The organism is Micromonospora sp. NBC_00362 (genome assembly GCF_026342155.1).
Taxonomy (GTDB): domain Bacteria; phylum Actinomycetota; class Actinomycetes; order Mycobacteriales; family Micromonosporaceae; genus Micromonospora; species Micromonospora hortensis.
Genome location: NZ_JAPENH010000001.1, coordinates 5,109,083 through 5,129,991, shown reverse-complemented (window position 1 = coordinate 5,129,991; position 20,909 = coordinate 5,109,083). Strand labels below are relative to the sequence as shown.

The following is a 20,909-nucleotide window of genomic DNA, read 5'->3' as shown; positions in this document are numbered from 1 at the left end:
TTTATGTCCACGACCCCGGCTACGTCCGACAAGGACGCCGCCGGGGTCATGGACCCGACGGGCTACTCGGCGGCCGGGCGGGTCCGCTTGGTGGCCCGGGGAAGCTTCGCCGACGGGGTCTCGGCCGGCTTGGGGGCCTTCGGCGCGCGGGCGACCTTCTTGACCGCAGCCGGCTTGGCCTCGGCGATCTCCGCCACGTCGGCCGGGGTCGGCGCGTCGGCGGGGGCCGCAGCGGTGGGGGTGGTGACAGCCGCGGTGGTGGCCGGCGTCACGGCCTCGGTGGCCTCGATGTCGGCGTTGACGGTCTCGGCGGCCTCCAGCACGCCGGCACCGACGACCCGCTCGCCCCGGGCGACCAGCGCGCCGTACGCGGCGAACGCGCGCTCCTGGGCGACCTGGGCGCCCGCGACCACCAGGGCGGCGTTGCGGGTCGCGGCGGCGCGCAGCTTGTCGATGTCGGCCACCTCGCGCAGCTTCGCCAGGTCGGCGGTCTCGTTGGCGGTGCGCAGCGTCTCGGTGGCCTTCTGCTTCAGCTCGAAGCCGGTCAGCACGGCCCGGCCACCCAGGTCGGCGACGACCCGGGTGCTGAGGACGCCGACCACGGCCGGAAGCTTGCGCAGCTGCTCGATGGCCAGCTCTCCGGCGCCGGCTGCGGCGTAGATCGGGGCGGGGATGCGGTTGGTCTTCGGCTCGCTCATGACGTCTCCTCTTCGGCCGCGTCGGCGGCCTTCTTCTTCTGGGGGATGCTGGTGCTGCCCGGGGCGGGGGCGGTGCCCGCCTCGGTGACGGCTACCGACTCGAGCACGGCCTCGGTCGGGGTGCCGCCCACTGTGGTGGGGCCGGTGGCGGCCACATTGGCCAGGTCGGCGGCCTGGCTGGCGGGCTGGTCGGCGGGCTGGTCGGCCTGCGTCGTCTCGGCTTCGGCCTCGGCCTCGGCCAGCCGGGTGTTCTCCCGGCGGAACGTCTCGTAGATCTGACTGAGCGACTGCTTCTGGGCCATCGTCAGGTCGGCGTCCACGGCGATGGCGGCGAGCACCCCATGGCCTTCCTTGTCGTCGAGCAGACCGGCGCGCAGGTACATCGCCGGCGTGGAGACCCGCAGTGCGCTCGCCAGTTGCTGGAGCACCTCGGCGCTGGGCTTGCGCAGACCGCGCTCGATCTGGCTGAGGTACGGGTTGCTGACCCCCGCCTGCTCGGCGAGCTGCCGTAGCGAGATCTTGGCGTTGCGCCGAAGATCGCGGATGAACCCGCCGACGTCGGGAAGGTCCTTGGGTGTGGCCATGGCAGCGACGCTAACCGCCCGCGCTAGCTGTTGCAAGCAAAACGCTAACCATAGTTAGCAAGGTCTCAGCGCCCCGTTTGCGCGCCGACCGACCGATCCGTACGGTCCGTCCGTGCACAAGATCACAGTCAATGGAGCAAGCATCGCGTACGACGAGGCCGGCACCGGTTCGCCCGTCGTCCTGCTGCACGCCGGAATCGCCGACCGGCGGATGTGGCGGGGGCAGGTGTCCGCGCTCGCCGCCCGGCACCGGGTGATCGTCCCGGACCTGCGCGGCTACGGAGACTCGGAGCTCCCGCCGACCCCGTTCGCGCACCACGACGACGTGGCCGGGCTGTTGGACGCGCTCGACCTGCCCCGGGCCGCCCTGGTCGGCTGCTCCTTCGGTGGGGCTGTCGCCATCGACACCGCGCTGGCCCACCCCGACCGGGTGAGCGCGCTCGCGCTGTTCGACACGGCGGTCTCCGGCAACGAGTGGTCCGACGAGGCGAACGACCTCTGGGACGGCCTGGTCGGCGAGGTCGACCCGGACGACTTCGTCGCCGGCGCGGCCGGTGAGGTGCGGTTCTGGGTGGTCGGCCCGCACCGCCAGCCGGAGGACGTCGACACCGAGCTGGTCGCGTTCGCGCAGGAGATGGACCAGCGTGCCCTCGCCGCCGAGCTGGCGCTCGGCGCGGTCGAGGTGGGAGAGCTGTCGCCACCGGCGATCGGTCGTCTCGGCGAGCTGAAGATCCCCGTCTTGGTCACCGCTGGTGCCGCGGACGTGCCGGACATCAGTCGCCTCGCCGACCGGATCGCCGCCGAGGTCCCCGGCGCGGTACGACTGCCCGACGTGCCGGACGCCGCGCACCTGCTGCCGCTGGAGCGTCCGGAGCCGGTCAACGCCGCACTGCTCGACTTCCTGGGCTAGCCACCACCGACGCCGCCGGCGGTGTCACCAGAGCGGGCGGACCGCCCCGACCGGTACCCCGCCACCGAAGAGCGGCACCTCGGCGTACTCGGTCAGCACCGGAGTGTCCACGCCGAGCCGGCGCAGCGCGGAGACCAGTACCGGCATCCGGGCCCGGTCGGCGCCGTCGTCGATCTTCAGTGCGACGGCGCCGACGCCCGGCAGCGCCACGGCGATCACACCCTCGGCACCGACCTTGGCCAGCAGCCCCGGGACGCCACGCATCAGCCGGGTGTCGTCGGCCTGGGTGCCGCCCACGATCTCCGGGTGGGCCCGCATCGCGTCGGCCACGGTGCGCGGCACCGAGCCGGGCTCCGCGTCGACCAGCCGCAGGTACGCCCCGGCCAGGCCGGTCAGCGACACCGCGAGGACCGGGGCGCCGCAACCGTCGACCCCCACGGCCGCAGCCTGCTCGCCGGTGAACTCCTCGATGGCGGCCCGCAACCGCTGCTGAAGGGGGTGCTCCGGCCGCCAGTAGCCCTCCCGCGACCAACCGGCGGCCTCGCAGGTCAGCAGCATCCCGCTGTGCTTGCCGGAGCAGTTCATCTGCACCCGGCTCGGGCCGCCACCGGCGCGAAGCACCGCCTCCCGGGCCGCAGTGCCCACCGGCAGGTCGGGCGGGCAGTGCAGCGCCGACGCGTCCAACCCGGCGCGCTCCAGCAGGGCATCGACCCGGGTCAGATGGAATTCCTCGCCCGCGTGACTCGCCGAGACCAGCGCCACGTCGGCCGGGTCGGTCAGGGCCAGGCCGGCCCGGAGCATCCCGATCGCCTGCATCGGCTTGCTCGCCGACCGGGGGAAGATCGGCGAGGACACGTCCCCGGCGGACGCCACAGCGATACCGGCGGCGTCCAGCACCACCACCGAGCCACGGTGCGCACCCTCCACGAACCCGGACCGGACCACCTCGGCGAGCGGCGCGCCGCCCTCGTACGTCTTCGTCACGCGCTGGACGGTACCGACGGTCCGGGGGTGCCCGGCGGCGGGGTGACCAGGAGGTCCACCGCCCGGGTGACAGGGGCGCGGGACAGACCCGGCCTTACAGCCCGAGCAACTCGCGGGCCTCGGTGGTGGTCAGCGGCGGGCGCTGGGCGAGCTGGGCGAAACCCACAGCGCGGGCGACCAACTGCATGTTGGACTCCACCGGGCGGCCCTTCGCGTACGTCACGGTGTCCTCCATGCCAACCCGCAGGTGCCCGCCGGTCGACAGCGAGGCCAGCAGCACCGCGATGGTGCTCCGGCCGACGCCGGTGGCCGAGAAGGTGGTGCCCTCGGGCAGGTCCCGCAGCATCCGGTGGGCCGCGACAAGGGTCTCGGTGGTGCCCGGCATACCGCCCGGCACGCCCATCACGAAGTCGACGTGCACGTGCCCGCCGGCCGGCAGCCCGTACTTGCCGAGCAACCGCTGCAACGCGGACAGGTGGCCGAGGTCGAAGATCTCGTACTCCGGCACGATCCCGCGTTCCTGCATCCGGGTGTGCAGGTCGACGATGAACTCCCAGCGGTTGAGGAAGACGTCGTCGCCGAAGTTGACGGTGCCCATGGTGCAGGAAGCCATGTCCGGACGCGCGTCGAGCACGGCGAGCCGGGCGGCCTCCGGGTCGGTCACCGCACCACCGGAGGAGAGCTGCACGATCAGGTCGGTGCTCTCCCGCAGCGCCGCCACGGTGTCGGCCAGCCGCACCGGGTCGAGCGTCGGCCGGGCCTCGTCGTCGCGGATGTGGACGTGGATCACGGCGGCGCCGAGCGCCTCGCACTCCTTGGCGGTGAGCAGCAACTCGTCGAGGGTCACCGGCAGCGCCGGCACCTCCGCCTTGGCCGACTCAGCGCCGGTCGGGGCCACCGTGATCAACGTCCCTGTCGTCATGCCGGCGATCCTAGACGGCCCGCTCAGGACGGGTCGATCGCCGCCGCGGTCTCGCCGATCAGCAAAGCGGCGTCATCGGAGACGTTCCGCTTCAACACCGCGAGCGCGACCTGGCCCAGCTCGTGGTGCAGCACTGCGGTGCCGACGAAGCCGACCGTCCGGCCGTCGAGGGTCACCGGCGTACCGGCCGCCGGCGGCTGGTCGGTGGTCACCCCGTCCAGATGCAGCAGTACGAGGCGACGCGGCGGCCGACCCATGTTGTGCACCCGCGCCACAGTCTCCTGCCCCCGGTAGCAACCCTTGTCCAGATGCACCGCCGGGGCGATCAGGTCGACCTCGGCCGGAATGGTCCGGTGGTCGGTGTCCACCCCGACGCGGGGCTGCCGGGCGGCCACCCGGATCGCCTCGTACGCCCACAGCCCCGCGACCGGCACGCCGGCGCCGCGCAGCTCCGCCACCACCTGGTCCATCGCCGACCGGGGCACCAGCAGGTCCACCCCGAGCGGACCACGCCGGGCCCAGCCGCCGATCGGCAGCGGTCGTACGTCGTACCGAGCGCTCGCCCGAAGTGGCACGGCACCGTGCGGGAACTTCGGACCCGGCACCGCTACCACGTCCGGTGCGGCGAGCCCGGTCACGCCGAGCGTGCCGAGCGCCTCCATGGCCGCCGGCCCGACCAGCGACAACAGCGCGCGCTCGGCCGTCGCGTCGCGTGGTTCGACCTTGCTGAAGAACCGCATCTTCTCCAGGTAGGTCAGCAGGCCCTGGGTGGCGCCGGGCTCGGTGTCCAGCCAGGTGGTCTCGCCGTCCTCAGCGACCATGGCGTGCTGCTCGATGTGGCCGTGCGGGGACAGCACCAGCAACTCGGTGCCCTCACCCGCGGCGAGGGCGCTCAGGTGCTGCGAGGTGACGGTGTGCAGCCAACTGGCCCGTTCTTCTCCGGCCACCGCGATGACCCCTCGATGCGACCGGTCGACCAGACCGACAGCGGTGTCGAGCGTGCGCTGCTCGCGCAGCGGGTCGCCGTAGTGCGCGGCCACCCCCCGCACCCCGGCCGCTACGTGCGCCGGATCCGGTTGGTCACGGCTGGCCTCGTCGATGCCCTCGACGGCCACCGCACCCGCGATGTCGATCATTTTTGGTCCCCGTTCTCGCAGCGTGCGCAGACGCCGAAGAGTGACACGTGCCCGATGTCCACCCGGAACCCGCGCTGCGCGGCCAACTGGTCGGCGAGGGGGCGGAGCAGCTCCGGATCGATCTCGTCGATCGCGCCACACTCCCGGCAGACCAGGTGGACGTGTTGGTGTTCACCGGCGGCGTGATAGGTCGGTGAGCCGTGCGACAGGTGCGTGTGGGTGACCAGACCGAGCCGTTCCAGCAGCTCAAGCGTGCGGTAGATGGTGGTGATGTTGACGCCGGCGGCGACCTCCCGGACCGCGGTGTGCACCTGCTCCGGGGTGGCGTGGCCCAGATCGAGCACCGCCTGGAGGACGAGCTGCCGCTGGGCCGTCAGCCGCAGCCCACGGGCCCGCAGCATTTCCGCGAGGGAGGATTCGGACACCGTCCGATCATAGTTCGGCCACCAGGCTGTTCCCCGCACCGCGATCGATCACCGCTACGCTCGACGGTCATGGTGAGGTCGTCCGTCGGGAAGGTCGCGGCCGACCCGACCGCGCGGATCGCCGTCCTGGGGCGTGGCCCGGTGCCGCCCGGCGACCCGGTGCTCCGCGGTGACGACCTCGGGGTGCTGCACGGCGACGGCCTCTTCGAGACCATGCACCTGCGCGACGGCCGGCCGTGGCTGCGCGACGAACACCTGGCCCGCCTCGCCACGGCGGCGGCCGCCGTCGAGCTGTCAGTGCCCCCCGCCAGCGCGCTGATCGACCTGCTGGACCAGGTGCGGACAGGCTGGCCAGAGGCTGTGGAAGGGGCACTTCGGCTGGTCTGCACCCGAGGCCCGGAGGCCGGCGGTCCGCCCACCATCTACGCAACGCTGGCCCCGGTGCCGGCGGCTACCCGGGCCGCCCGGCGGGACGGAATCACTGTGGCCACCCTGCCGCTGGGGCTGCCCGCCGCCGCCCGCAGCGGGCTGAGCTGGCTGCCGGCCGGCATCAAGTCCACGTCGTACGCGGTCAACAGCGCCGCCCGCCGCTGGGCCCGCCGGGCCGGCGTGGACGACGTGCTCTGGATCTCCTCCGACGGGTACGCGCTGGAGGGCCCCACCGCCAATGTGGTGTGGCTCACCGACGGCATGCTCTGCACGGTGCCGGCCGCCAGCACCGGCATCCTCGCCGGCACCACAGCGGCCTGGCTGCTCGCCCACGCGAGCGAGCTGGGCCTGAGCGCCGCCGAACGGATGGTCAGCACCGCCGAACTGCACGCGGCGGACGGCGTGTGGTTCACCTCGTCACTGCGCGGAGCCGCCGAGGTCCACACGCTGGACGGGGTACGGCGGGCTCACTGCCCGCGTACCCCAGCCCTACAGGCAGTGCTGGGTTTCCCCATCTAGCCGGCGCCGACCGTCGAGGTCAGCCACCGACCCGGACGAGTCGGGCGGAGAGGTGCGGGCTGAGCCCGTGCCCCATGGCAGCCATTTCCTGGGCGTAGAGCAGCGCACCCTCGACGATGCCGAAGAGCCGGTGCCCACCGGTGACCTCCTTGGCGGTCGGAGTCCGGATCACCGCGTCGGTGGCGAACTCGAGCTGCGTGCCGGTGCGCTTGCCCAGGTGCAGCTCCATCACCCCGGTCGGGGTGGTCAGCAGCGCCTCCAGCTCGTCGGTCGCCCGCCCATCCACCAGCACCGGCCGCCACCAGCCCACCTCGCGGCCGGCCGGACGGACCGGCTTGCTCTCCTCGTCGAGGATCCACGCACGCGACTCGTATTGCAGGAACGGTCGGCCGTCGTGGCTGATCCGGATCTCCTGCGCGTAGTCGAAATCGTCGATGGTGGGGAAACCGCCCTTGCCCCTGCCGCGCCACAGACCGACGTACGGCAGCAGGGCATCCAGCGCGGGGTGCAGCTTCGGCCCGACCCGCAGGTCGTGGCTCTCCTCGAACGGGTACTCCTCGACCGGCGGCGCGTTCAGCCACGGCGGCTGCAGCGGGTTCTCGCTCACCAGCGTCACCAACGTCCTCTCGAAATGCGTACGGCAAGGTAGACCAGGCCACCGGCGAGCCCGCCCAGGCCAGCGACCAGCAGGCTGACAAACCCGATCTCGGTAACCATCCCGGCCATCCTATGCTGGGCCACATGGCCCGCAATCTCGTCGTCAAGGCCACCGCAGGGGCGGACGCCCCGGAGCGGTGCGCGCAGGCATTCACCGTCGCCGCGACGGCGGTAGCGGCCGGGGTGGACGTCTCGCTCTGGCTGACCGGTGAGTCCACCTGGTTCGCGCTGCCCGGTCGCGCCCAACAGTTCGACCTGCCGCACTCCGCGCCCCTGGCCGAGCTGTTGCACGTCATCCTGACCAGCGGTCGGGTGACCGCGTGCACCCAGTGCGCGGCCCGACGGGAGATCGGCCCGGACGACGTGCTGCCCGGGGTCCGGATCGCCGGTGCCGCGGTCTTCGTCGAGGAGGCGTTGGCCGAGGGCGCGCAGGCACTCGTCTACTGACCCACGGCGGCTGTGGGTCCATCCGAGCGGAGTGCCGATACCGACCCGACATCTCGGACGGCTGCCTACGATTCGGATGTGACCGAGGCGGCGGAGAGGTTCTTCGAGGCACTGCCGTCGCGCGCCGCCGAGGTCCTGGGCGGCCTGGCCGACGGCACCCTCCAGATCGACCTCGGCGAGGACCACCGCACCGAACACTGGCGGGTCCGGATGCGGCCCGGGTCGGTGCAGGTCAGCCGGGGACGTGGCCCGGCCGACGCGATCTGGTACAGCAGCGCGGCCCTCTTCGAGAGGCTGATCACCGGTGAGGCCCAGGGGGTCGCGGCGGTGCTGCGCAACGAGAGCACGTTCAGCGGGAACGTGGTGCTCTTCCTCGCCTTCCGTCGGTTCTTTCCGAACCCGCCCGGCACCCGCGACCCCCGCGAAACGGCCCGTCGAGCAGCCGGGCGACTTCGGTGAAGGACCTCGTCAGCATTCTGGACGGCAACACCTTCCTGGTCAGCGACCGGCGCGGGGACATCGAACCGTCCTACGACTTCCCCACCGGGTTGTTCTCCTTCGACACCCGCTTCCTGTCCACGTGGGTGCTCACACTGGACGGCGAACGGCTGCACGCCCTCTCCGTCGACGACGCCGAGTCGTACCGCACCAGGTTCTTCCTCGCCCCGGGCGAACCCACGCACTATCTGGACGCCAAGGCGTCGGTGATCCGCAGCCGGGCGATCGTGGGCAGCTTCGAGGAGGAGCTGACAGTGCTGAACCACCTCGGCGCGGAGGTCGAGTACACCCTCCGGATCGAGATCGGGGCCGACTTCGCCGACCTGTTCGAGATCAAGAACTCTCGGCAGAAGCGGGGCCGCACCACAGTCACCGTCGCCGAGAACGAGCTGCGGCTGACCTACCGGCGGGAGGCGTTCCACCGGGAGATGGTGGTCAGCAGCACCGCGCCGGCGCAGGTCGACGACACCGGATTGACCTTCCGGATCCGGGTAGCCCGCAACGACAGCTGGACCACCCGGCTGCACGTGTCCAGTGTCGTCTTCGGTGCCCGGGGCGAGGACATCCGGGCCACCCTCCCGTACGGCGGCAGTCGCAGCGCGACCGCCATCCGGGCCGAGCAGCAGGAGCTGATCGACCGGGCGCCGAAGCTCGGCTGCGACTGCGAGCCGCTGGCCGGGGCGTACCGGCGCAGCCTCAACGACCTGGCCGCGCTGCGCTACGAGTCGATCGCCCTGGGCGTACGGCTGATCGCCGCAGGACTTCCCTGGTTCATGACCCTGTTCGGCCGGGACAGCATCATCACCTCGTTGCAGGTGCTGCCGTTCCTGCCGGAGCTGGTCCCGCCGACCATCCTGATGCTGGCCGGACTTCAGGGGCAGCGGGTGGACGACTTCCGAGACGAGGAACCCGGCAAGATCCTGCACGAGCTGCGGTACGGGGAGACCGCCGGCTTCGAGGAGCAGCCACACTCGCCGTACTACGGGTCGGCCGACTCGACGCCCCTGTTCATCATCCTGCTCGACGAGTACGAGCGGTGGACCGGGGACGCCGCACTCGTCCGCAAACTGGAGTCGCAGGTCCGCGCGGCGCTGAAGTGGATCGACACCTACGGTGACCTGCTCGGCACCGGCTACCTCTGGTACCAGACCCGCAACCCGGAGACCGGCCTGCAGAACCAGTGCTGGAAGGACTCCTGGGACGCCATCTCGTACGCCGACGGTCAACTGCCCGGCTTCCCCCGGGCCACCTGCGAGCTGCAGGGTTACGCCTACGACGCGAAGATCCGGGCCGCCCGGCTGGCCCGGACCTTCTGGAACGACCCGGAGTTCGCCGACGAGCTGGAGCGGCAGGCCGCCGACCTCAAACGGCGGTTCGACAGCGACTTCTGGATCGCCGACCGCGAGTACTACGCGCTCGCGTTGGACGCCGACGGCCGGCAGGTGGACGCGCTGACCTCGAACATCGGGCACCTGCTGTGGAGCGGCATCGTGGACGAGTCGCGCGCCGGCAAGGTGGTCGAGCACCTGCTCGGGCCACGACTGTTCTCCGGCTGGGGAGTGCGGACGCTCGCCGCGGACGAGGGACGGTACAACCCGATCGGTTACCACGTGGGCACCGTCTGGCCGTTCGACAACTCGATCATCGCCTGGGGGTTGTGGCGGTACGGCTTCCGGGAGGAGGCGGGGTTGCTCTGCGACACGATGCTTGCCGCGTCCCGGTACTTCGAGGGTCGGCTGCCGGAAGCGTTCGCCGGCTACGCCCGGGACCTCACCGACTACCCGGTGGAGTACCCGACCGCGTGCAGCCCGCAGGCCTGGTCGACCGGCACCCCGCTGCTGCTGCTGCGGGTGATGCTGGGGTTGGAGCCACAGGGTGAGCACCTGATCATCGACCCGGCCGTGCCACCCGGGATGGGCCGGGTCGAGCTGCTGGACATCCCCGGCCGGTGGGGCATGGTCGACGCGTTGGGCCGCAGCCGCGACCCGGACGACCAGCCGGGCGACGGTTGACCCGAGCGGGCTGCCCGGTTCAGCTCGGGCAGCCGACGGTGGCGGCCAGTCGGGTGGCGTCCGGGCTGATCTCGGCCAGCACCGTGACGGCACCGCTGCGGTACGCGTACACCGGGGGTTGGTCCAGCAGTGGGGCGTTGCCGGCCAGCGGGGCGAGCGCGGCCGTCGAGGCCGCCGGGCCGGAACCGTTCGCGGACCACGCGGTACGGGCGAGCCCACCGCCCGGGCAGGGCGCGGTGACCTGCTCCGACGTGGCGTCACCCGTGCGGTCGAGGGCCGTCAGCGCGGCGGTCAGGGCGGCGGCCTCCGGGCCGGCAGCGGTGGCCGGGGACGGCGTGTAGCCGGCGCCGACCGGTCGGCAACCGGTGTCGACGACCAGTCGCACCCGGCCGTCGACCGTCGGCCGGCCCTCGACGGCCACGAAGTCTCCGGCGTCGGCGCGCAGCTCGGGGCCGTCCACCCCGGGCCGGACCCCGGCCCGCCAGCTCGCCGGCAGCCGCTCGGCGATGCCGACCAGGACGGCCCGCTCGTCACCGGAGGCAGCGAGCACCCCGACCTCGCGCCGCAGCCTCGCCCCATCGGCGAACGGGGTGACCCGGCAGCCGGACGCGATCCGCGCCGGCCCCAGTTCCAGCAGCCCGGCGGCACCGGCCGCACCAGCCAACTCGCCGACCGCCCGGTCGACCACCGGCCCGGCCTGATCGAGGGAACGCTGTTCGCGCACGGTCGGCGGGTCGTTCCGCACCGATATCCAGGTGAGCCCGGCCAGCAGCACGGCCCAGGCCACTGTCACGGCCAGCAGCCAACGTCGCCGCGACCGGGCCGGTGTCGGCGCGGCGGGGCCGGTCGAAGAGGCCCAACCCGTCTGCACAGCACCGCTCACCCGGCCATGGTGTCACGCGCCCGCCGCCGGGCCGGCAGCGGAGGCGGTCGCCCTGGTGGAGCGACAGCGGGTCAGTGGTGGTTTCGCCGGGGCGGCGGGTCGAGTCGGTAGCCGATCCCCCGCACGGTGTGCACCTGCGGGCCGCCCGGCAGGCCCCGCAGCCTGCGACGAAGCCGTCTGATGGTGGATTGCAGCGCTGCGGTGTCCGCGCCACCCAGCGCGGAGACGCAGAGCCGTTCGTAGCTCCACACCGCAAGCGGTGGGCCGACGAGCAGGGTGAGCAACTCCCGTTCGGTGGGGGTCAGCGGGAGCACCTCGCCACGCCAGGTGACCCGCTGTCCGACCCGGTCGACGACCAGTTCACCCCACGTCACCAGGCCGCACGGTTCCACCCCTGGGGGGACCGGCCTGACGGCCGGGGTCGGGGCATTCGGCGACGAGAGCAGCAGTGCCCGCAACTGGACCAGGTCTTCGCAGCTCACCACCTGACCAACCCCGTCGAGCTGTCGCCGCACCCGCTCAAGCATCAAGGCATCCGCGCTGACGCAGACGATGATCGGAACCCTTTGACCGGACACGTCGCTGTCCGCACCAACCGTGGTCTCCACTCTTAGATAGTGACGCATACCGATGGATTTGATTGGACCGTCCGCGTCGTCGACAACACCCAACTTTCTCCCAGCACCCCGCAAGGCCACCCGCTCGCGCCCGCGTCGCCGCATCACTCGCGCCAACTGTCGTAGAACCGACACCAGCACAACCAAAGAGCGGGTGCCATCGATTGACAGTGGGTAGTGGACTAGTGACGCGAGGATCCGTAACACGGTCCGCGTCGTCGGAGGGAGGCACTAGGGTGACGCCAACAGCGACGTCGTCGACGGCGAGAGGACCAGCAATGGGCACCGCCATCGTCAAGACCCCGCAGGAGCTGCGCGAGTGGCGAGCGCGGCTCCTGGAGCGTGTCCACATGAACAAAGAGACGCTGTATGACCTGGGGCGCAACTTCGAACTCCGCGCCGACGAGCGCAGCGTCTACGAGATGGTCCGCTCCATTGACTACCTGCTCGGCGATGACGACTGACGGGACCCCCGTCCCTCTGGACCTGATCGCCCGAGCCAGCGCTTTCGCCGACGACATAACCAGCCGAGTGCAACGAGTGGTGAGGACAGAGAAGCACCTGTCCGCGCTGCTGATGCCTGGCAGGAACGGCGGTCGCGTCATGGTGGGCATCGTCGAGGGAGACGACTTCGGCACCTTCCCGCTGTACATCGACAACAAGCACCGCCTTGACCTGCTAATCAAGTTCAACTGCTGCATGGACTCGAGCGGCAGACACCTGGCCACGGACAGCTCCTGGCTCCATGTCACACCCAAGGGTGAAAAGGCGCCCTTGTTCCGCTACGAGTACGTCCGGGAGTTCCAGCCCGGCGTGCCCTGTGCTCACCTTCACGTGCATGGTCACCGCGACGAATTCGCCTTTGTCATGCAGGACGGGCCAAGCGGACGTCCGAGAGCCCGTAAGCGCAGACACGAGGTACCGCGGCTTGCCAAGTTCCACTTCCCGCTCGGCGGGCACCGTTTTCGGCCCTGCGTCGAGGACGTCCTGCAGGCCGTGGTGGAAGAGTTCTCCGTCGACACGGTCGAGGGATGGCGAAACGCAGTCGACGAAGGTCGGGAAGAGTGGCGCAAGCTCCAACTACTGGCTGCTGTACGCGACGCTCCGGGCATCGCCGCTCGGGCGCTGGAGGAGCTGCACTACAAGGTCGTTCCGCCAGACTCAGCCCCTGCCGACAACCAGAGCAGAATGCGAGCTTACTGACGCTGCGAAGAGACGACCGGGGCCGGCCACCCCCGTGAGGGTGACCGGCCCCGGTCGATCAGAGCAGTGGGTCAGGCGACGGTGACGGCAACCTCGTTGACGCCTCGGCCGGCAGTCACAGCGGTGTCGCCGTTGCCGTGCCGGGACAACGCCCGCAGCGTCCAGGACCCCGGCGCGGCGAAGAACCGGAACTGCCCGGCGGCCGAGGTGACCACCTCGGCGGTGAACTCACCTGTCGAGTCGAGCAGCCGGACGTACGCGCCGGGCACCGGCTCCGCCTCGGTTGAGCGGACGACGCCGGTGATGACGGTTTCCTTCTCCAGGTCCAGGCTGGCCGGCAGCGGCGCGGCCTGGTCCGGTGCGGCGCAACCCGCGGCGGTGGGAAGAGTCATGATCAGGCCTCCCCGGGTTCGTCGCCGAGAGCGACCGGCACACCGACCAGCGAGCCGTACTCGGTCCAGGAACCGTCGTAGTTCTTGACGTTGCGGTGACCCAGCAGCTCCTGCAGCACGAACCAGGTGTGCGAGGAGCGCTCACCGATCCGGCAGTACGCGATGGTCTCCTTGCCGTCGTCGAGCCCCGCGTCGCCGTAGACCTTGCGCAGCTCGTCGTCGGACCGGAAGGTGCCGTCCTCGTTGGCCGCCTTGGACCAGGGAACGCTGATCGCGGTGGGGATGTGGCCGGCCCGCTGCGCCTGCTCCTGCGGCAGGTGGGCGGGGGCGAGCAGGCGACCGGCGAACTCGTCGGGGCTGCGCACGTCGACCAGGTTCTTGGTGCCGATCGCGGCGACGACCTCGTCGCGGAAGGCCCGGATGGAGGTGTCCGGCTCCTGCGCGACGTACTGCGTCGCCGGGCGGGACACCGCGTCGGTGACGAGCGGGCGGGCGTCAAGCTCCCACTTCTTGCGACCGCCGTCGAGCAGCTTCACGTCACGGTGGCCGTAGAGCTTGAAGTACCAGTAGGCGTACGCGGCGAACCAGTTGTTGTTGCCGCCGTACAGGATGACGGTGTCGTCGTTGCTGATGCCCCGCTCGGAGAGCAGCGCCTCGAACTGCGTCTTGTTGACGAAGTCCCGGCGAACCTGGTCCTGGAGGTCGGTCCTCCAGTCAATCTTGATGGCGCTGGCGATGTGGCCGGTCTCGTAGGCCGAGGTGTCCTCGTCGACCTCGACGAAGACGACGCCCGGGGCGTCGAGGTTCTTCTCGGCCCACTCGGCCGAAACGAGTGCGGTGTCGCGACTCATCGAATCACTCCCTGGTGAGGATGGATGGTGAGCCAACGCGCGCGAATCGATGGGTGTAACTGTCGCACCACGCGCGGGACCCAGCGGAAGGACGGGATCACGGGTTCGTGCGACGGCGCCGCTGCCGGGCGTTCGGTGGGATAACCGGAGGGTGCGAGAACCCTGTGCCGGTGGCCGCCGTCAGGCGGCCGGAGACAGCCCCGCCGTCAGATGACGGGGCGACACAGGCAGGTGGCCACGCGGCACAGGTCGACCGCGCGCCGTTTGGTGAGGTGGGTCCCCATGGTCAGGGAGCGTACCAGCCAGTGACCGTGCTGCCACTGGGCCGACCACCATCCGGGATCGTTCGGGCCGCCGAGACATTCGGCGGCCCACAGCGCCTCCGGCGTCAGCCAGCGGAGTTGATCGGCACGTTCTTGGCGTCGGCGGTGACCGCCAGCCCTTCCGGCAGTGGACGGACCTCCCGGACCGCGAGCTGGAACGGCAACTCCGGCAGGGGCACGTCGATGGAGATGCTCTTGGCGTAGTTGCTCAGGAAGGCCCGAGCCAGCGGCAGGTTCGGCAGACCCGCGGCGTCCAGGTCGTTGAACCGCAGGGCGACCGCGCCGTTGTCGGCGACAGTGACGTCGGCGGTGCCGCTGATGGTGAGCTTCTGACCGAGGATGTCGGCCGGGGCCTTCACGGTGAGCTTGCCGTTCTGCTCGCCGAGGGTGAGACCCGGGCGGTTCAGCAGCGCGGCCAGACTCTCGTAGCTGATCGTGCCGGCACCGTTGACGGTGTCCGCCACGACGTCACCCTGGCCAGTGCGCAGGGTATCCAGCGAGGCCCGAACGTTGCGGGCTGTCACGTCGAGCACCGGCAGCCGAACGGCGTCGCCCTCGACCGAGGCCTGCACGTCCCGCAGGTTGATGGTGATCCGCTGGTAGCGGCCATCCACCACCTGGGTGAGGAACGGAGTTCCGCCCACCTCCACCTCAGGTGCGGCGGACTGTGCGCCCTGCTTGGCGATCTCCTGGCGTACGCGGTCACCGATCATCCGCTCGGCGACCCCGACCGCGACCCGGTCGGCGACCACCAGCAACCCCGCCAGCACCAGGAGCAGCACGAACAGCCCGATGAGCAGCTTGCGGCCACGCCGTCGGGGTCGCGCCTGGTCCACCGGATAGTCCTGCGCCACGCCGCCTCCTGTCTCCGCCCGCCGCGCCGCGACGGGTCGTTCGTACCGACGCCGCAGGGCGGCGCACCCGTAGGTACCCGACCGGCTCAGCGCTCAACCGTGGCTCAGAGGAAGAGCATGCACATGGCGTACGCGGCGGGCGCCGCCAGGGCGAAGCCGCCGAGCGGGCCCTGCATGTGCCGGGCCACCCACATCGTGGGCGGTTCGCCGGCCATCAACCGGCCCGCCTCCGCGTACCCCACGGCGAGGTCGGAGAGGACGGCGGTGACCGCCGCGACCAGGCCGATCACGGCGGCCCGGGTCGGCGTGAAGGGCGCCACCAGGTAGCTGCCGAGGAGTGCGCTGGTCAGCGTGCCGACCATCGCGCCGGCCACCACGCCGGCGGCGCCCCTGGGCACCTGCGGTGCGAGCCGGGGCCAGGGCAGTACGGCGTCGGTGAGCCGGGCGACGGTGAGCGCGACACCGCTCGCGGTCAGGCAGACGGTGATCGCCTGGGTGCCGGCCGGGATCCGGCTGAGCACGATCAGGGTGCCGAAGGCCACCACCCCGACCACGATGAGCAGCGTGGAGCCGAGGGAGTCGGTGACCCGCACCCGGTCGACCCGACGAACCAGTTGGCCGAGCACCGCGGCGAGGAACCCACCGGCGGCCAGGTAACCCAGCGGCGCCAGGCCGGCGACGTCGGTCTGCACCGCAGCGATGTCGACCAACGCCGCGACAACGGCGCTGATCCCGGCGACCACCAGCAGCGCGGGCGGACGCATGGCCATCGTCCAGGCAAGCACGAACAGCAGTTGGACGCCGAAGATGATGAAGGCGAACGGCAACCGGTGACCGGGGCCCGACGTCTGCGCGCCGAGCACCAGGCCGACACCGAGCAATGCGGCGAAGCCCGCGATGGTCAGCGCCAGTTGGCGGTGCACAGCGACCGGGGGGATGACCTCCTCCTCCGGCTCGTCGATCTCCTCTTCGGATCGGCGGGCCGGTTCGCCGGCGCGGCGGGCACGGCGCGGCCCACCCCGTTCGCGGCGGTCGCCATCGGTGGTGGCCGGGCCGGTATGCGGCGCGGGCGGTTGGCCGCGCGTCGCTGCGGCGGCCGGACCCGGTTGGGGCCCAGCGGGCCACGATTCGCGGCTGGCCTCGGGCGAGGTGGAGGGAAACACGACCCGATCGTGCCAGACCGACGGCCCGACGCGGTGGTCACGGGTTTCAGCGACGTTAAAATCCGGGCCACGATCAGGGGCAAGGTAGACAAACGGGAAATGGCCTGACGGCGCGGCCGAGGCGATCGGTTAGGCTCAACGCGTTACCCGCCCGTCAGCGACGCCGGGACCACGCAATTTCTCAGCGCACTCCTTGATGGGTGCGACTGGTCGCGTGCGGCCTCGCGCCGCCGGGACGGAGGTGATCGTGGAGATCCTGCTGCTGGTGACCGCGCGTGCAGGAGAGCCGTCGGCTGTGTTGCCGGCGCTCGACCTGTTGCCGCACTCGGTCCGCACCGCGCCGCGTGATGTTCGCACCCTGGTCGCGGGCCCCAGCCCGGATGCGGTGATGGTGGATGCCCGATCGGAGTTGAGCGAGGCCCGCGCGACGTGCCGGATGTTGCACGCCACAGGTCTCGGCGTGCCGTTGGTAGCGGTGGTGACCGAGGCCGGCCTGATCGCACTCAACGCCGACTGGGGCGTCGACGACGTCATCCTCGCCTCGGCCGGCCCCGCCGAGGTCGAGGCGCGGCTGCGGCTGGCGGTGGGCCGGCTCAGCAACGCCACCGCCGGCGCGGGTGGCTCGATCCGGGCCGGCGAGTTGACCATCGACCCGGACACCTACGCGGCCAAGCTCAAGGGCCGTCCGCTCGACCTCACCTACAAGGAGTTCGAGCTGCTGAAGTTCCTGGCCCAGCACCCGGGCCGGGTGTTCACCCGGGACCAGCTCCTGCGCGAGGTCTGGGGTTACGACTACTTCGGCGGCACCCGCACTGTGGACGTGCACGTCCGGCGACTGCGCGCCAAGCTCGGCTCGGAGTACGAGTCGATGATCGGCACCGTCCGCCAGGTCGGCTACAAGTTCGTCGTTCCGCCGTCGCGGTCGCTTCCCGAGGCGGAGCACGCGCCCCTGCCGGTCTGATCGGGAGAGCACTCCGGGCGATTTCCCATATGCCCTTTTTGCGCAGCTTGGCAGCTCTATTCTGACTGCCGGGCTTGTCGGCGAAAGGGGCAATGGTGCGCGCACTGACCACGGGGGCGACGGGCCGGCGTGACCGGCAAGCCAGGCGGACGTCGTGACGCGGGGAAGCTCCACCGCGCGCGCCGCGGGGATCGTGACGCTGGTGGTGGCGGGGCTGCTCGGCTCCGCGTACGTGCTGGGCCGCAGCCTCGTCCCCGACCAGACGCCACGGCAGTCCACCGGTGTCACCACCAGCGCCGACGGACCGCAGTACGCCGACCAACCCAGCATTGGCGAGCCGGGCGGAGCCCCGAGCGCCAGCGCAAGCGCGGCTGAGACCGGCCCGGCCGAGACCGGCCAGGACGGGTCCGGACGGGACGCCGGAGGCGACAACCTGTTCGGCGCGCACGCCACCACCGGCACCCCGCGGCTCGCGCTGACCTTCGACGACGGGCCGGATCCGCGCTACACGCCGCAGGTCCTCGCCCTCCTGCGCGAATACGACGTACGCGCCACGTTCTGCGTGGTCGGCGAGAACGCGCAGAACCACCCCGACCTGGTCCAGTCGATCGTGGACGACGGGCACACCCTGTGCAACCACTCCTGGCACCACGACATCGGCCTGGGCGCCCGGTCGGCCGACGCGATCCGCTCCGACCTCCTGCGCACCAACGCGGCGATCCGGGCTGCGGTGCCGAACGCCCCGATCGTCTGGTACCGCCAACCCGGCGGAGCCTGGACGTACCCGGTGGTGTCGGTGGCGCAGCAGCTCGGCATGACCCCGCTGCACTGGTCGGTGGATCCGTCGGACTGGGAACTACCCGGCGCCAGCAAGATCACCGCCACGGTGTTGAGCCAGGCCGAACCGGGATCGGTGGTGCTGCTGCACGACGCCGGTGGGGACCGACAGGGCACGCTGGAGGCGCTACGCCGGATCCTGCCCGACCTGACCGCCCGGTTCGAGCTGGAGGCACTTCCCACCGACCCGGTGTGAGCCGCGGCTTTACGGCGACGCTCCGGGCGTCACGACACGCAACGGATACGGTGGCGGGATGAGCAGCGCGGAGCCGACCAGCGACCAGGTGACCCGGAGCGACAAACTGGCGCCGACGGAGATCGCCGACGTACTCGCCCTCGCCAGCGCCGCAGGTGACACGGACGGAGCGGACCCGCTCGACGAACACGTCCTGCTGCGGCTGCGCGACGCCGACGCCCCGGCCGTTCATCTGATCGCCCGCGCCGATGACGGCACCCTCACCGGGTACGCGCACCTGGACACCACCGACCCGGTCGCTGGGATCGGGGTCGAGCTGGTGGTGCACCCCGCGTACCGGCGGCGGGGCACCGGGCGGGCGCTCGCCCGGGGCGTACTCGCCTCGGCCACCGGGCCGCTGCGCGCCTGGGCGCACGGCGACCACCCCTCGGCCGCCGCGCTCGCCGTCGACCTCGGCTTCGCCCGCGCCCGGGTGCTCTGGCAGTTGCGCCGGCCCCTGGCCGCCCCGCTGGGTGAGCCGCGCCTACCCGACGGGGTGGCGCTCCGCGCGTTCCGGCCCGGGGCCGACGACGCGGCCTGGTTGGCGCTCAACGCACGGGCCTTCGCCGAGCACCCCGAACAGGGCCGGTGGACGTCGGACGACCTGCGGGTCCGCCTCGCCGAGCCGTGGTTCGATCCGGCCGGCTTCCTGCTCGCCGAGGAGACCGCGACCGGCCGACTGCTCGGCTTCCACTGGACCAAGGTGCACGAGCGTCCGGGGTCGGCCCGGATCGGCGAGGTGTACGTCCTGGGGGTGGAACCGACAGCGCACGGCGGCGGGCTCGGCCGGGCCCTGACCACAGCCGGGTTGGCGCACCTGCGGGACAGGCGCGGCCTCGATCGGGTGATGCTCTTCGTGGACGACTCGAACACCGGGGCCGTCGCGCTCTACGAGCGGCTGGGCTTCGCCCGCTGGTCCGCGCACATCAACTACCACCTGGGCTGACCGTCGGCCGTCGCCCCGACCGCGTCACCGGCGGGTAACGGCCGAGCGTCGGCGGGATAACGCCGAACCGGAAATATGCCCATACATCCGACAGGTGTACCCGGGTTCATTTAACGGACAACTCACCCTCGGCAAGCGGTCACCTCAGGGGCCGTACGTGTTCACCTTGCGTTCACTTGCGACCGGCGAACCGGCTACCTGGCACTTCTAACTTTCGTGTCAGCCGGTCAGTGCCGGTCCTCGGGCCCCGGGATCGGGGCGCCAAGTCAGACGCGAAGGGAAACCCCTCAGGTGAAGCTCCAGCGGTACGGCACTATTGCCTGCCTCGCTCTTGCCGCGACGCTCGGCCTCAGTGCATGCGGCTCGGACAACAACGAGCCCGCCTCCGGCGCGAGTGCTTCGGGCTCGGCCGCCGCGGTCGACTGCGCTACCGGCACGCTGAACGCCCAGGGCTCGTCGGCGCAGAAGAACGCCATGGCCGAATGGATCAAGGCGTACCAGCAGAAGTGCCAGGGCACCACGATCAACTACGAGGCTTCCGGCTCGGGCGCCGGCATCCAGGCGTTCATCGCCGGGACCGCCGACTTCGCCGGTTCCGACTCCGCGCTCAAGCCGGAGGAGCAGCCGCAGGCCGACGCCAAGTGCGTCGGTGGCAAGGCCATCCACCTGCCGATGGTGATCGGCCCGGTGGCCGTCGCCTACAACGTCAGCGGCGTGGACAACCTCCAGCTCAAGCCGGCCACCCTGGCGAAGATCTTCGCCGGCAAGGTCACCAAGTGGGACGACGCCACGATCAAGGCCGACAACCCGGGCGCCACTCTCCCGGCGACCACGATCCAGACCGTCCACCGCTCGGACGAGTCGGGCACCACCGACAACTTCACCAAGTACCTCTCGAAGACCGCTGAGAGCGACTGGACCCTGGGCAACGCCAAGGCGTGGAAGGCCCCGGGCGGCACCGGCGCCAAGGGCTCGGACGGCGTGGCCAGCCGGGTCAAGGGCGCGGACGGCTCCATCGGCTACATGGAGTGGTCGTTCGCCGAGAACGCCGGTCTGAAGATGTCGAAGATCGGCAACGGCAACGGCGAGTTCGCCGCGCTGACCGCCGAGGCGGCCGGCAAGACCATCGCCGGCGCTGCCGTCGAGGGCCAGGGCGACGACCTCAAGCTGAAGATCGACTACAACACCAAGGAGGCCGGGGCCTACCCGATCGTCCTGGCGACGTACGAGATCGTCTGCAGCAAGGGCCTCGCGGCCGACAAGCTGAAGCTGGTCAAGGGCCTGCTGGGCCACGCCGCCAGCGCCGAGGGCCAGGCCTCTCTCACCGAGCTGGGCTACGCCCCGCTGCCCGAGACGGTCCGCACCAAGGTCGAGACCGCGGTCAAGAACCTCTCCTGACCCGACCCCACCACCTCAGCAACGG

25 protein-coding genes and 1 pseudogene are annotated in these 20,909 nt (G+C 71.3%); 11 read left to right on the top strand and 15 right to left on the bottom strand.

Translation table 11 applies throughout. The features are described from left to right. Nucleotides 1-62: 62 nt before the first annotated feature. Both OG992_RS23640 and OG992_RS23635 read right to left on the bottom strand, forming a co-directional pair. Nucleotides 63-698: a hypothetical protein gene (locus tag OG992_RS23640; protein WP_238683120.1), complete on the bottom strand. Its 636-nt coding sequence runs from the start codon at nt 696-698 to the stop codon at nt 63-65. 113 nt (nt 699-811) lie between these two features. After that, a pseudogene (locus tag OG992_RS23635) lies at nt 812-1,282 on the bottom strand (helix-turn-helix domain-containing protein); the annotation flags it as partial. Between the two features lie 112 nt (nt 1,283-1,394). On the opposite strand from OG992_RS23635, the gene OG992_RS23630 reads away from it, so the two are divergent. Further along, nucleotides 1,395-2,192: an alpha/beta fold hydrolase gene (locus OG992_RS23630; RefSeq protein ID WP_266304336.1), complete on the top strand. Its 798-nt coding sequence runs from the start codon at nt 1,395-1,397 to the stop codon at nt 2,190-2,192. Between the two features lie 24 nt (nt 2,193-2,216). Here the strand turns inward: OG992_RS23630 and OG992_RS23625 are convergent, their stop codons facing one another. From OG992_RS23625 to OG992_RS23610, 4 genes are all read right to left on the bottom strand, one after another. Next, nucleotides 2,217-3,176: an asparaginase gene (locus tag OG992_RS23625; RefSeq protein ID WP_266304335.1), complete on the bottom strand. Its 960-nt coding sequence runs from the start codon at nt 3,174-3,176 to the stop codon at nt 2,217-2,219. Nucleotides 3,177-3,270: 94 nt separating this feature from the next. Continuing rightward, complete coding sequence (locus OG992_RS23620; protein ID WP_210782456.1) at nt 3,271-4,098, bottom strand: 3-keto-5-aminohexanoate cleavage protein; 828 nt, start codon at nt 4,096-4,098, stop codon at nt 3,271-3,273. Nucleotides 4,099-4,121: 23 nt separating this feature from the next. After that, nucleotides 4,122-5,234, bottom strand: a complete 1,113-nt coding sequence (locus tag OG992_RS23615) for a folate-binding protein YgfZ (RefSeq protein WP_238683116.1) — start codon at nt 5,232-5,234, stop codon at nt 4,122-4,124. Next, nucleotides 5,231-5,659 carry a Fur family transcriptional regulator gene (locus OG992_RS23610; RefSeq protein ID WP_238683115.1) on the bottom strand — a complete coding sequence of 143 codons (429 nt, stop codon included), beginning with the start codon at nt 5,657-5,659 and terminating at the stop codon, nt 5,231-5,233. The genes OG992_RS23615 and OG992_RS23610 overlap by 4 nt, the downstream gene beginning before the upstream one ends. Nucleotides 5,660-5,728: 69 nt before the next feature. On the opposite strand from OG992_RS23610, the gene OG992_RS23605 reads away from it, so the two are divergent. Further along, complete coding sequence (locus OG992_RS23605; protein WP_238683114.1) at nt 5,729-6,607, top strand: aminotransferase class IV; 879 nt, start codon at nt 5,729-5,731, stop codon at nt 6,605-6,607. A 19-nt stretch (nt 6,608-6,626) separates the two neighbouring features. On the opposite strand, the gene OG992_RS23600 is transcribed toward OG992_RS23605, so the two are convergent. Together OG992_RS23600 and mtfM are read right to left on the bottom strand one after the other, a co-directional pair. Continuing rightward, nucleotides 6,627-7,217, bottom strand: coding sequence for an FABP family protein (locus tag OG992_RS23600; protein ID WP_266305263.1), 591 nt, complete (start codon nt 7,215-7,217; stop codon nt 6,627-6,629). A gap of 2 nt (nt 7,218-7,219) precedes the next feature. Next, complete coding sequence (gene mtfM, locus OG992_RS23595) at nt 7,220-7,324, bottom strand: small membrane protein MtfM (RefSeq protein ID WP_030327764.1); 105 nt, start codon at nt 7,322-7,324, stop codon at nt 7,220-7,222. A gap of 12 nt (nt 7,325-7,336) precedes the next feature. On the opposite strand from mtfM, the gene OG992_RS23590 reads away from it, so the two are divergent. From OG992_RS23590 to OG992_RS23580, 3 genes are all read left to right on the top strand, one after another. Then, the gene (locus tag OG992_RS23590; protein ID WP_124820325.1) at nt 7,337-7,711 is read left to right on the top strand and encodes a DsrE family protein; all 375 of its coding nucleotides are present in this window, start codon (nt 7,337-7,339) and stop codon (nt 7,709-7,711) included. 78 nt (nt 7,712-7,789) lie between these two features. Further along, nucleotides 7,790-8,170 carry an SCP2 sterol-binding domain-containing protein gene (locus OG992_RS23585; protein ID WP_238683113.1) on the top strand — a complete coding sequence of 127 codons (381 nt, stop codon included), beginning with the start codon at nt 7,790-7,792 and terminating at the stop codon, nt 8,168-8,170. Then, entirely contained in the window at nt 8,167-10,221 is a 2,055-nt protein-coding gene (locus OG992_RS23580; protein WP_266304334.1) for a glycogen debranching N-terminal domain-containing protein, read from the top strand. The genes OG992_RS23585 and OG992_RS23580 overlap by 4 nt, the downstream gene beginning before the upstream one ends. 19 nt (nt 10,222-10,240) lie before the next feature. Here the strand turns inward: OG992_RS23580 and OG992_RS23575 are convergent, their stop codons facing one another. Continuing rightward, entirely contained in the window at nt 10,241-11,104 is an 864-nt protein-coding gene (locus OG992_RS23575) for a hypothetical protein (protein WP_266304333.1), read from the bottom strand. A 71-nt stretch (nt 11,105-11,175) separates the two neighbouring features. Continuing rightward, nucleotides 11,176-11,631, bottom strand: coding sequence for a winged helix-turn-helix domain-containing protein (locus tag OG992_RS23570; protein ID WP_266304332.1), 456 nt, complete (start codon nt 11,629-11,631; stop codon nt 11,176-11,178). Between the two features lie 368 nt (nt 11,632-11,999). Between OG992_RS23570 and OG992_RS23565 the strand changes: the two genes are divergently transcribed. Both OG992_RS23565 and OG992_RS23560 read left to right on the top strand, forming a co-directional pair. Then, nucleotides 12,000-12,185 carry a hypothetical protein gene (locus OG992_RS23565; RefSeq protein WP_266304331.1) on the top strand — a complete coding sequence of 62 codons (186 nt, stop codon included), beginning with the start codon at nt 12,000-12,002 and terminating at the stop codon, nt 12,183-12,185. Beyond that, nucleotides 12,175-12,924 (top strand): hypothetical protein, encoded by a 750-nt coding sequence (locus tag OG992_RS23560; protein WP_266304330.1) that lies wholly within the window; start codon nt 12,175-12,177, stop codon nt 12,922-12,924. The genes OG992_RS23565 and OG992_RS23560 overlap by 11 nt, the downstream gene beginning before the upstream one ends. Nucleotides 12,925-12,995: 71 nt before the next feature. On the opposite strand, the gene OG992_RS23555 is transcribed toward OG992_RS23560, so the two are convergent. The 5 genes from OG992_RS23555 to OG992_RS23540 all read right to left on the bottom strand — a co-directional run bounded on the left by OG992_RS23555 (nt 12,996) and on the right by OG992_RS23540 (nt 16,507). Further along, on the bottom strand, nt 12,996-13,316 hold the full coding sequence (locus tag OG992_RS23555; RefSeq protein WP_238683109.1) for a DUF1416 domain-containing protein: 321 nt from the start codon (nt 13,314-13,316) through the stop codon (nt 12,996-12,998). A gap of 2 nt (nt 13,317-13,318) precedes the next feature. Continuing rightward, on the bottom strand, nt 13,319-14,167 hold the full coding sequence (locus OG992_RS23550) for a sulfurtransferase (RefSeq protein ID WP_266304329.1): 849 nt from the start codon (nt 14,165-14,167) through the stop codon (nt 13,319-13,321). Nucleotides 14,168-14,373: 206 nt separating this feature from the next. Beyond that, nucleotides 14,374-14,451: an Ms5788A family Cys-rich leader peptide gene (locus OG992_RS33825; protein ID WP_310503780.1), complete on the bottom strand. Its 78-nt coding sequence runs from the start codon at nt 14,449-14,451 to the stop codon at nt 14,374-14,376. A gap of 104 nt (nt 14,452-14,555) precedes the next feature. After that, nucleotides 14,556-15,344: a DUF2993 domain-containing protein gene (locus tag OG992_RS23545; RefSeq protein WP_266304328.1), complete on the bottom strand. Its 789-nt coding sequence runs from the start codon at nt 15,342-15,344 to the stop codon at nt 14,556-14,558. Nucleotides 15,345-15,448: 104 nt separating this feature from the next. Beyond that, nucleotides 15,449-16,507: a hypothetical protein gene (locus OG992_RS23540; protein WP_238683106.1), complete on the bottom strand. Its 1,059-nt coding sequence runs from the start codon at nt 16,505-16,507 to the stop codon at nt 15,449-15,451. Between the two features lie 241 nt (nt 16,508-16,748). On the opposite strand from OG992_RS23540, the gene OG992_RS23535 reads away from it, so the two are divergent. The 4 genes from OG992_RS23535 (at nt 16,749) to pstS (ending at nt 20,884) form a co-directional block, all read left to right on the top strand. Further along, a complete protein-coding gene (locus OG992_RS23535; RefSeq protein WP_181518701.1) occupies nt 16,749-17,468 on the top strand; it encodes a response regulator transcription factor in 720 nt (239 codons plus the stop codon). A gap of 154 nt (nt 17,469-17,622) precedes the next feature. Beyond that, nucleotides 17,623-18,501, top strand: a complete 879-nt coding sequence (locus OG992_RS23530; RefSeq protein WP_266304327.1) for a polysaccharide deacetylase family protein — start codon at nt 17,623-17,625, stop codon at nt 18,499-18,501. Nucleotides 18,502-18,559: 58 nt separating this feature from the next. After that, complete coding sequence (gene mshD / locus OG992_RS23525; RefSeq protein WP_266304326.1) at nt 18,560-19,486, top strand: mycothiol synthase; 927 nt, start codon at nt 18,560-18,562, stop codon at nt 19,484-19,486. A 291-nt stretch (nt 19,487-19,777) separates the two neighbouring features. Further along, complete coding sequence (pstS, locus tag OG992_RS23520; protein ID WP_238683103.1) at nt 19,778-20,884, top strand: phosphate ABC transporter substrate-binding protein PstS; 1,107 nt, start codon at nt 19,778-19,780, stop codon at nt 20,882-20,884. The last annotated feature ends 25 nt before the right edge of the window (nt 20,885-20,909 follow it).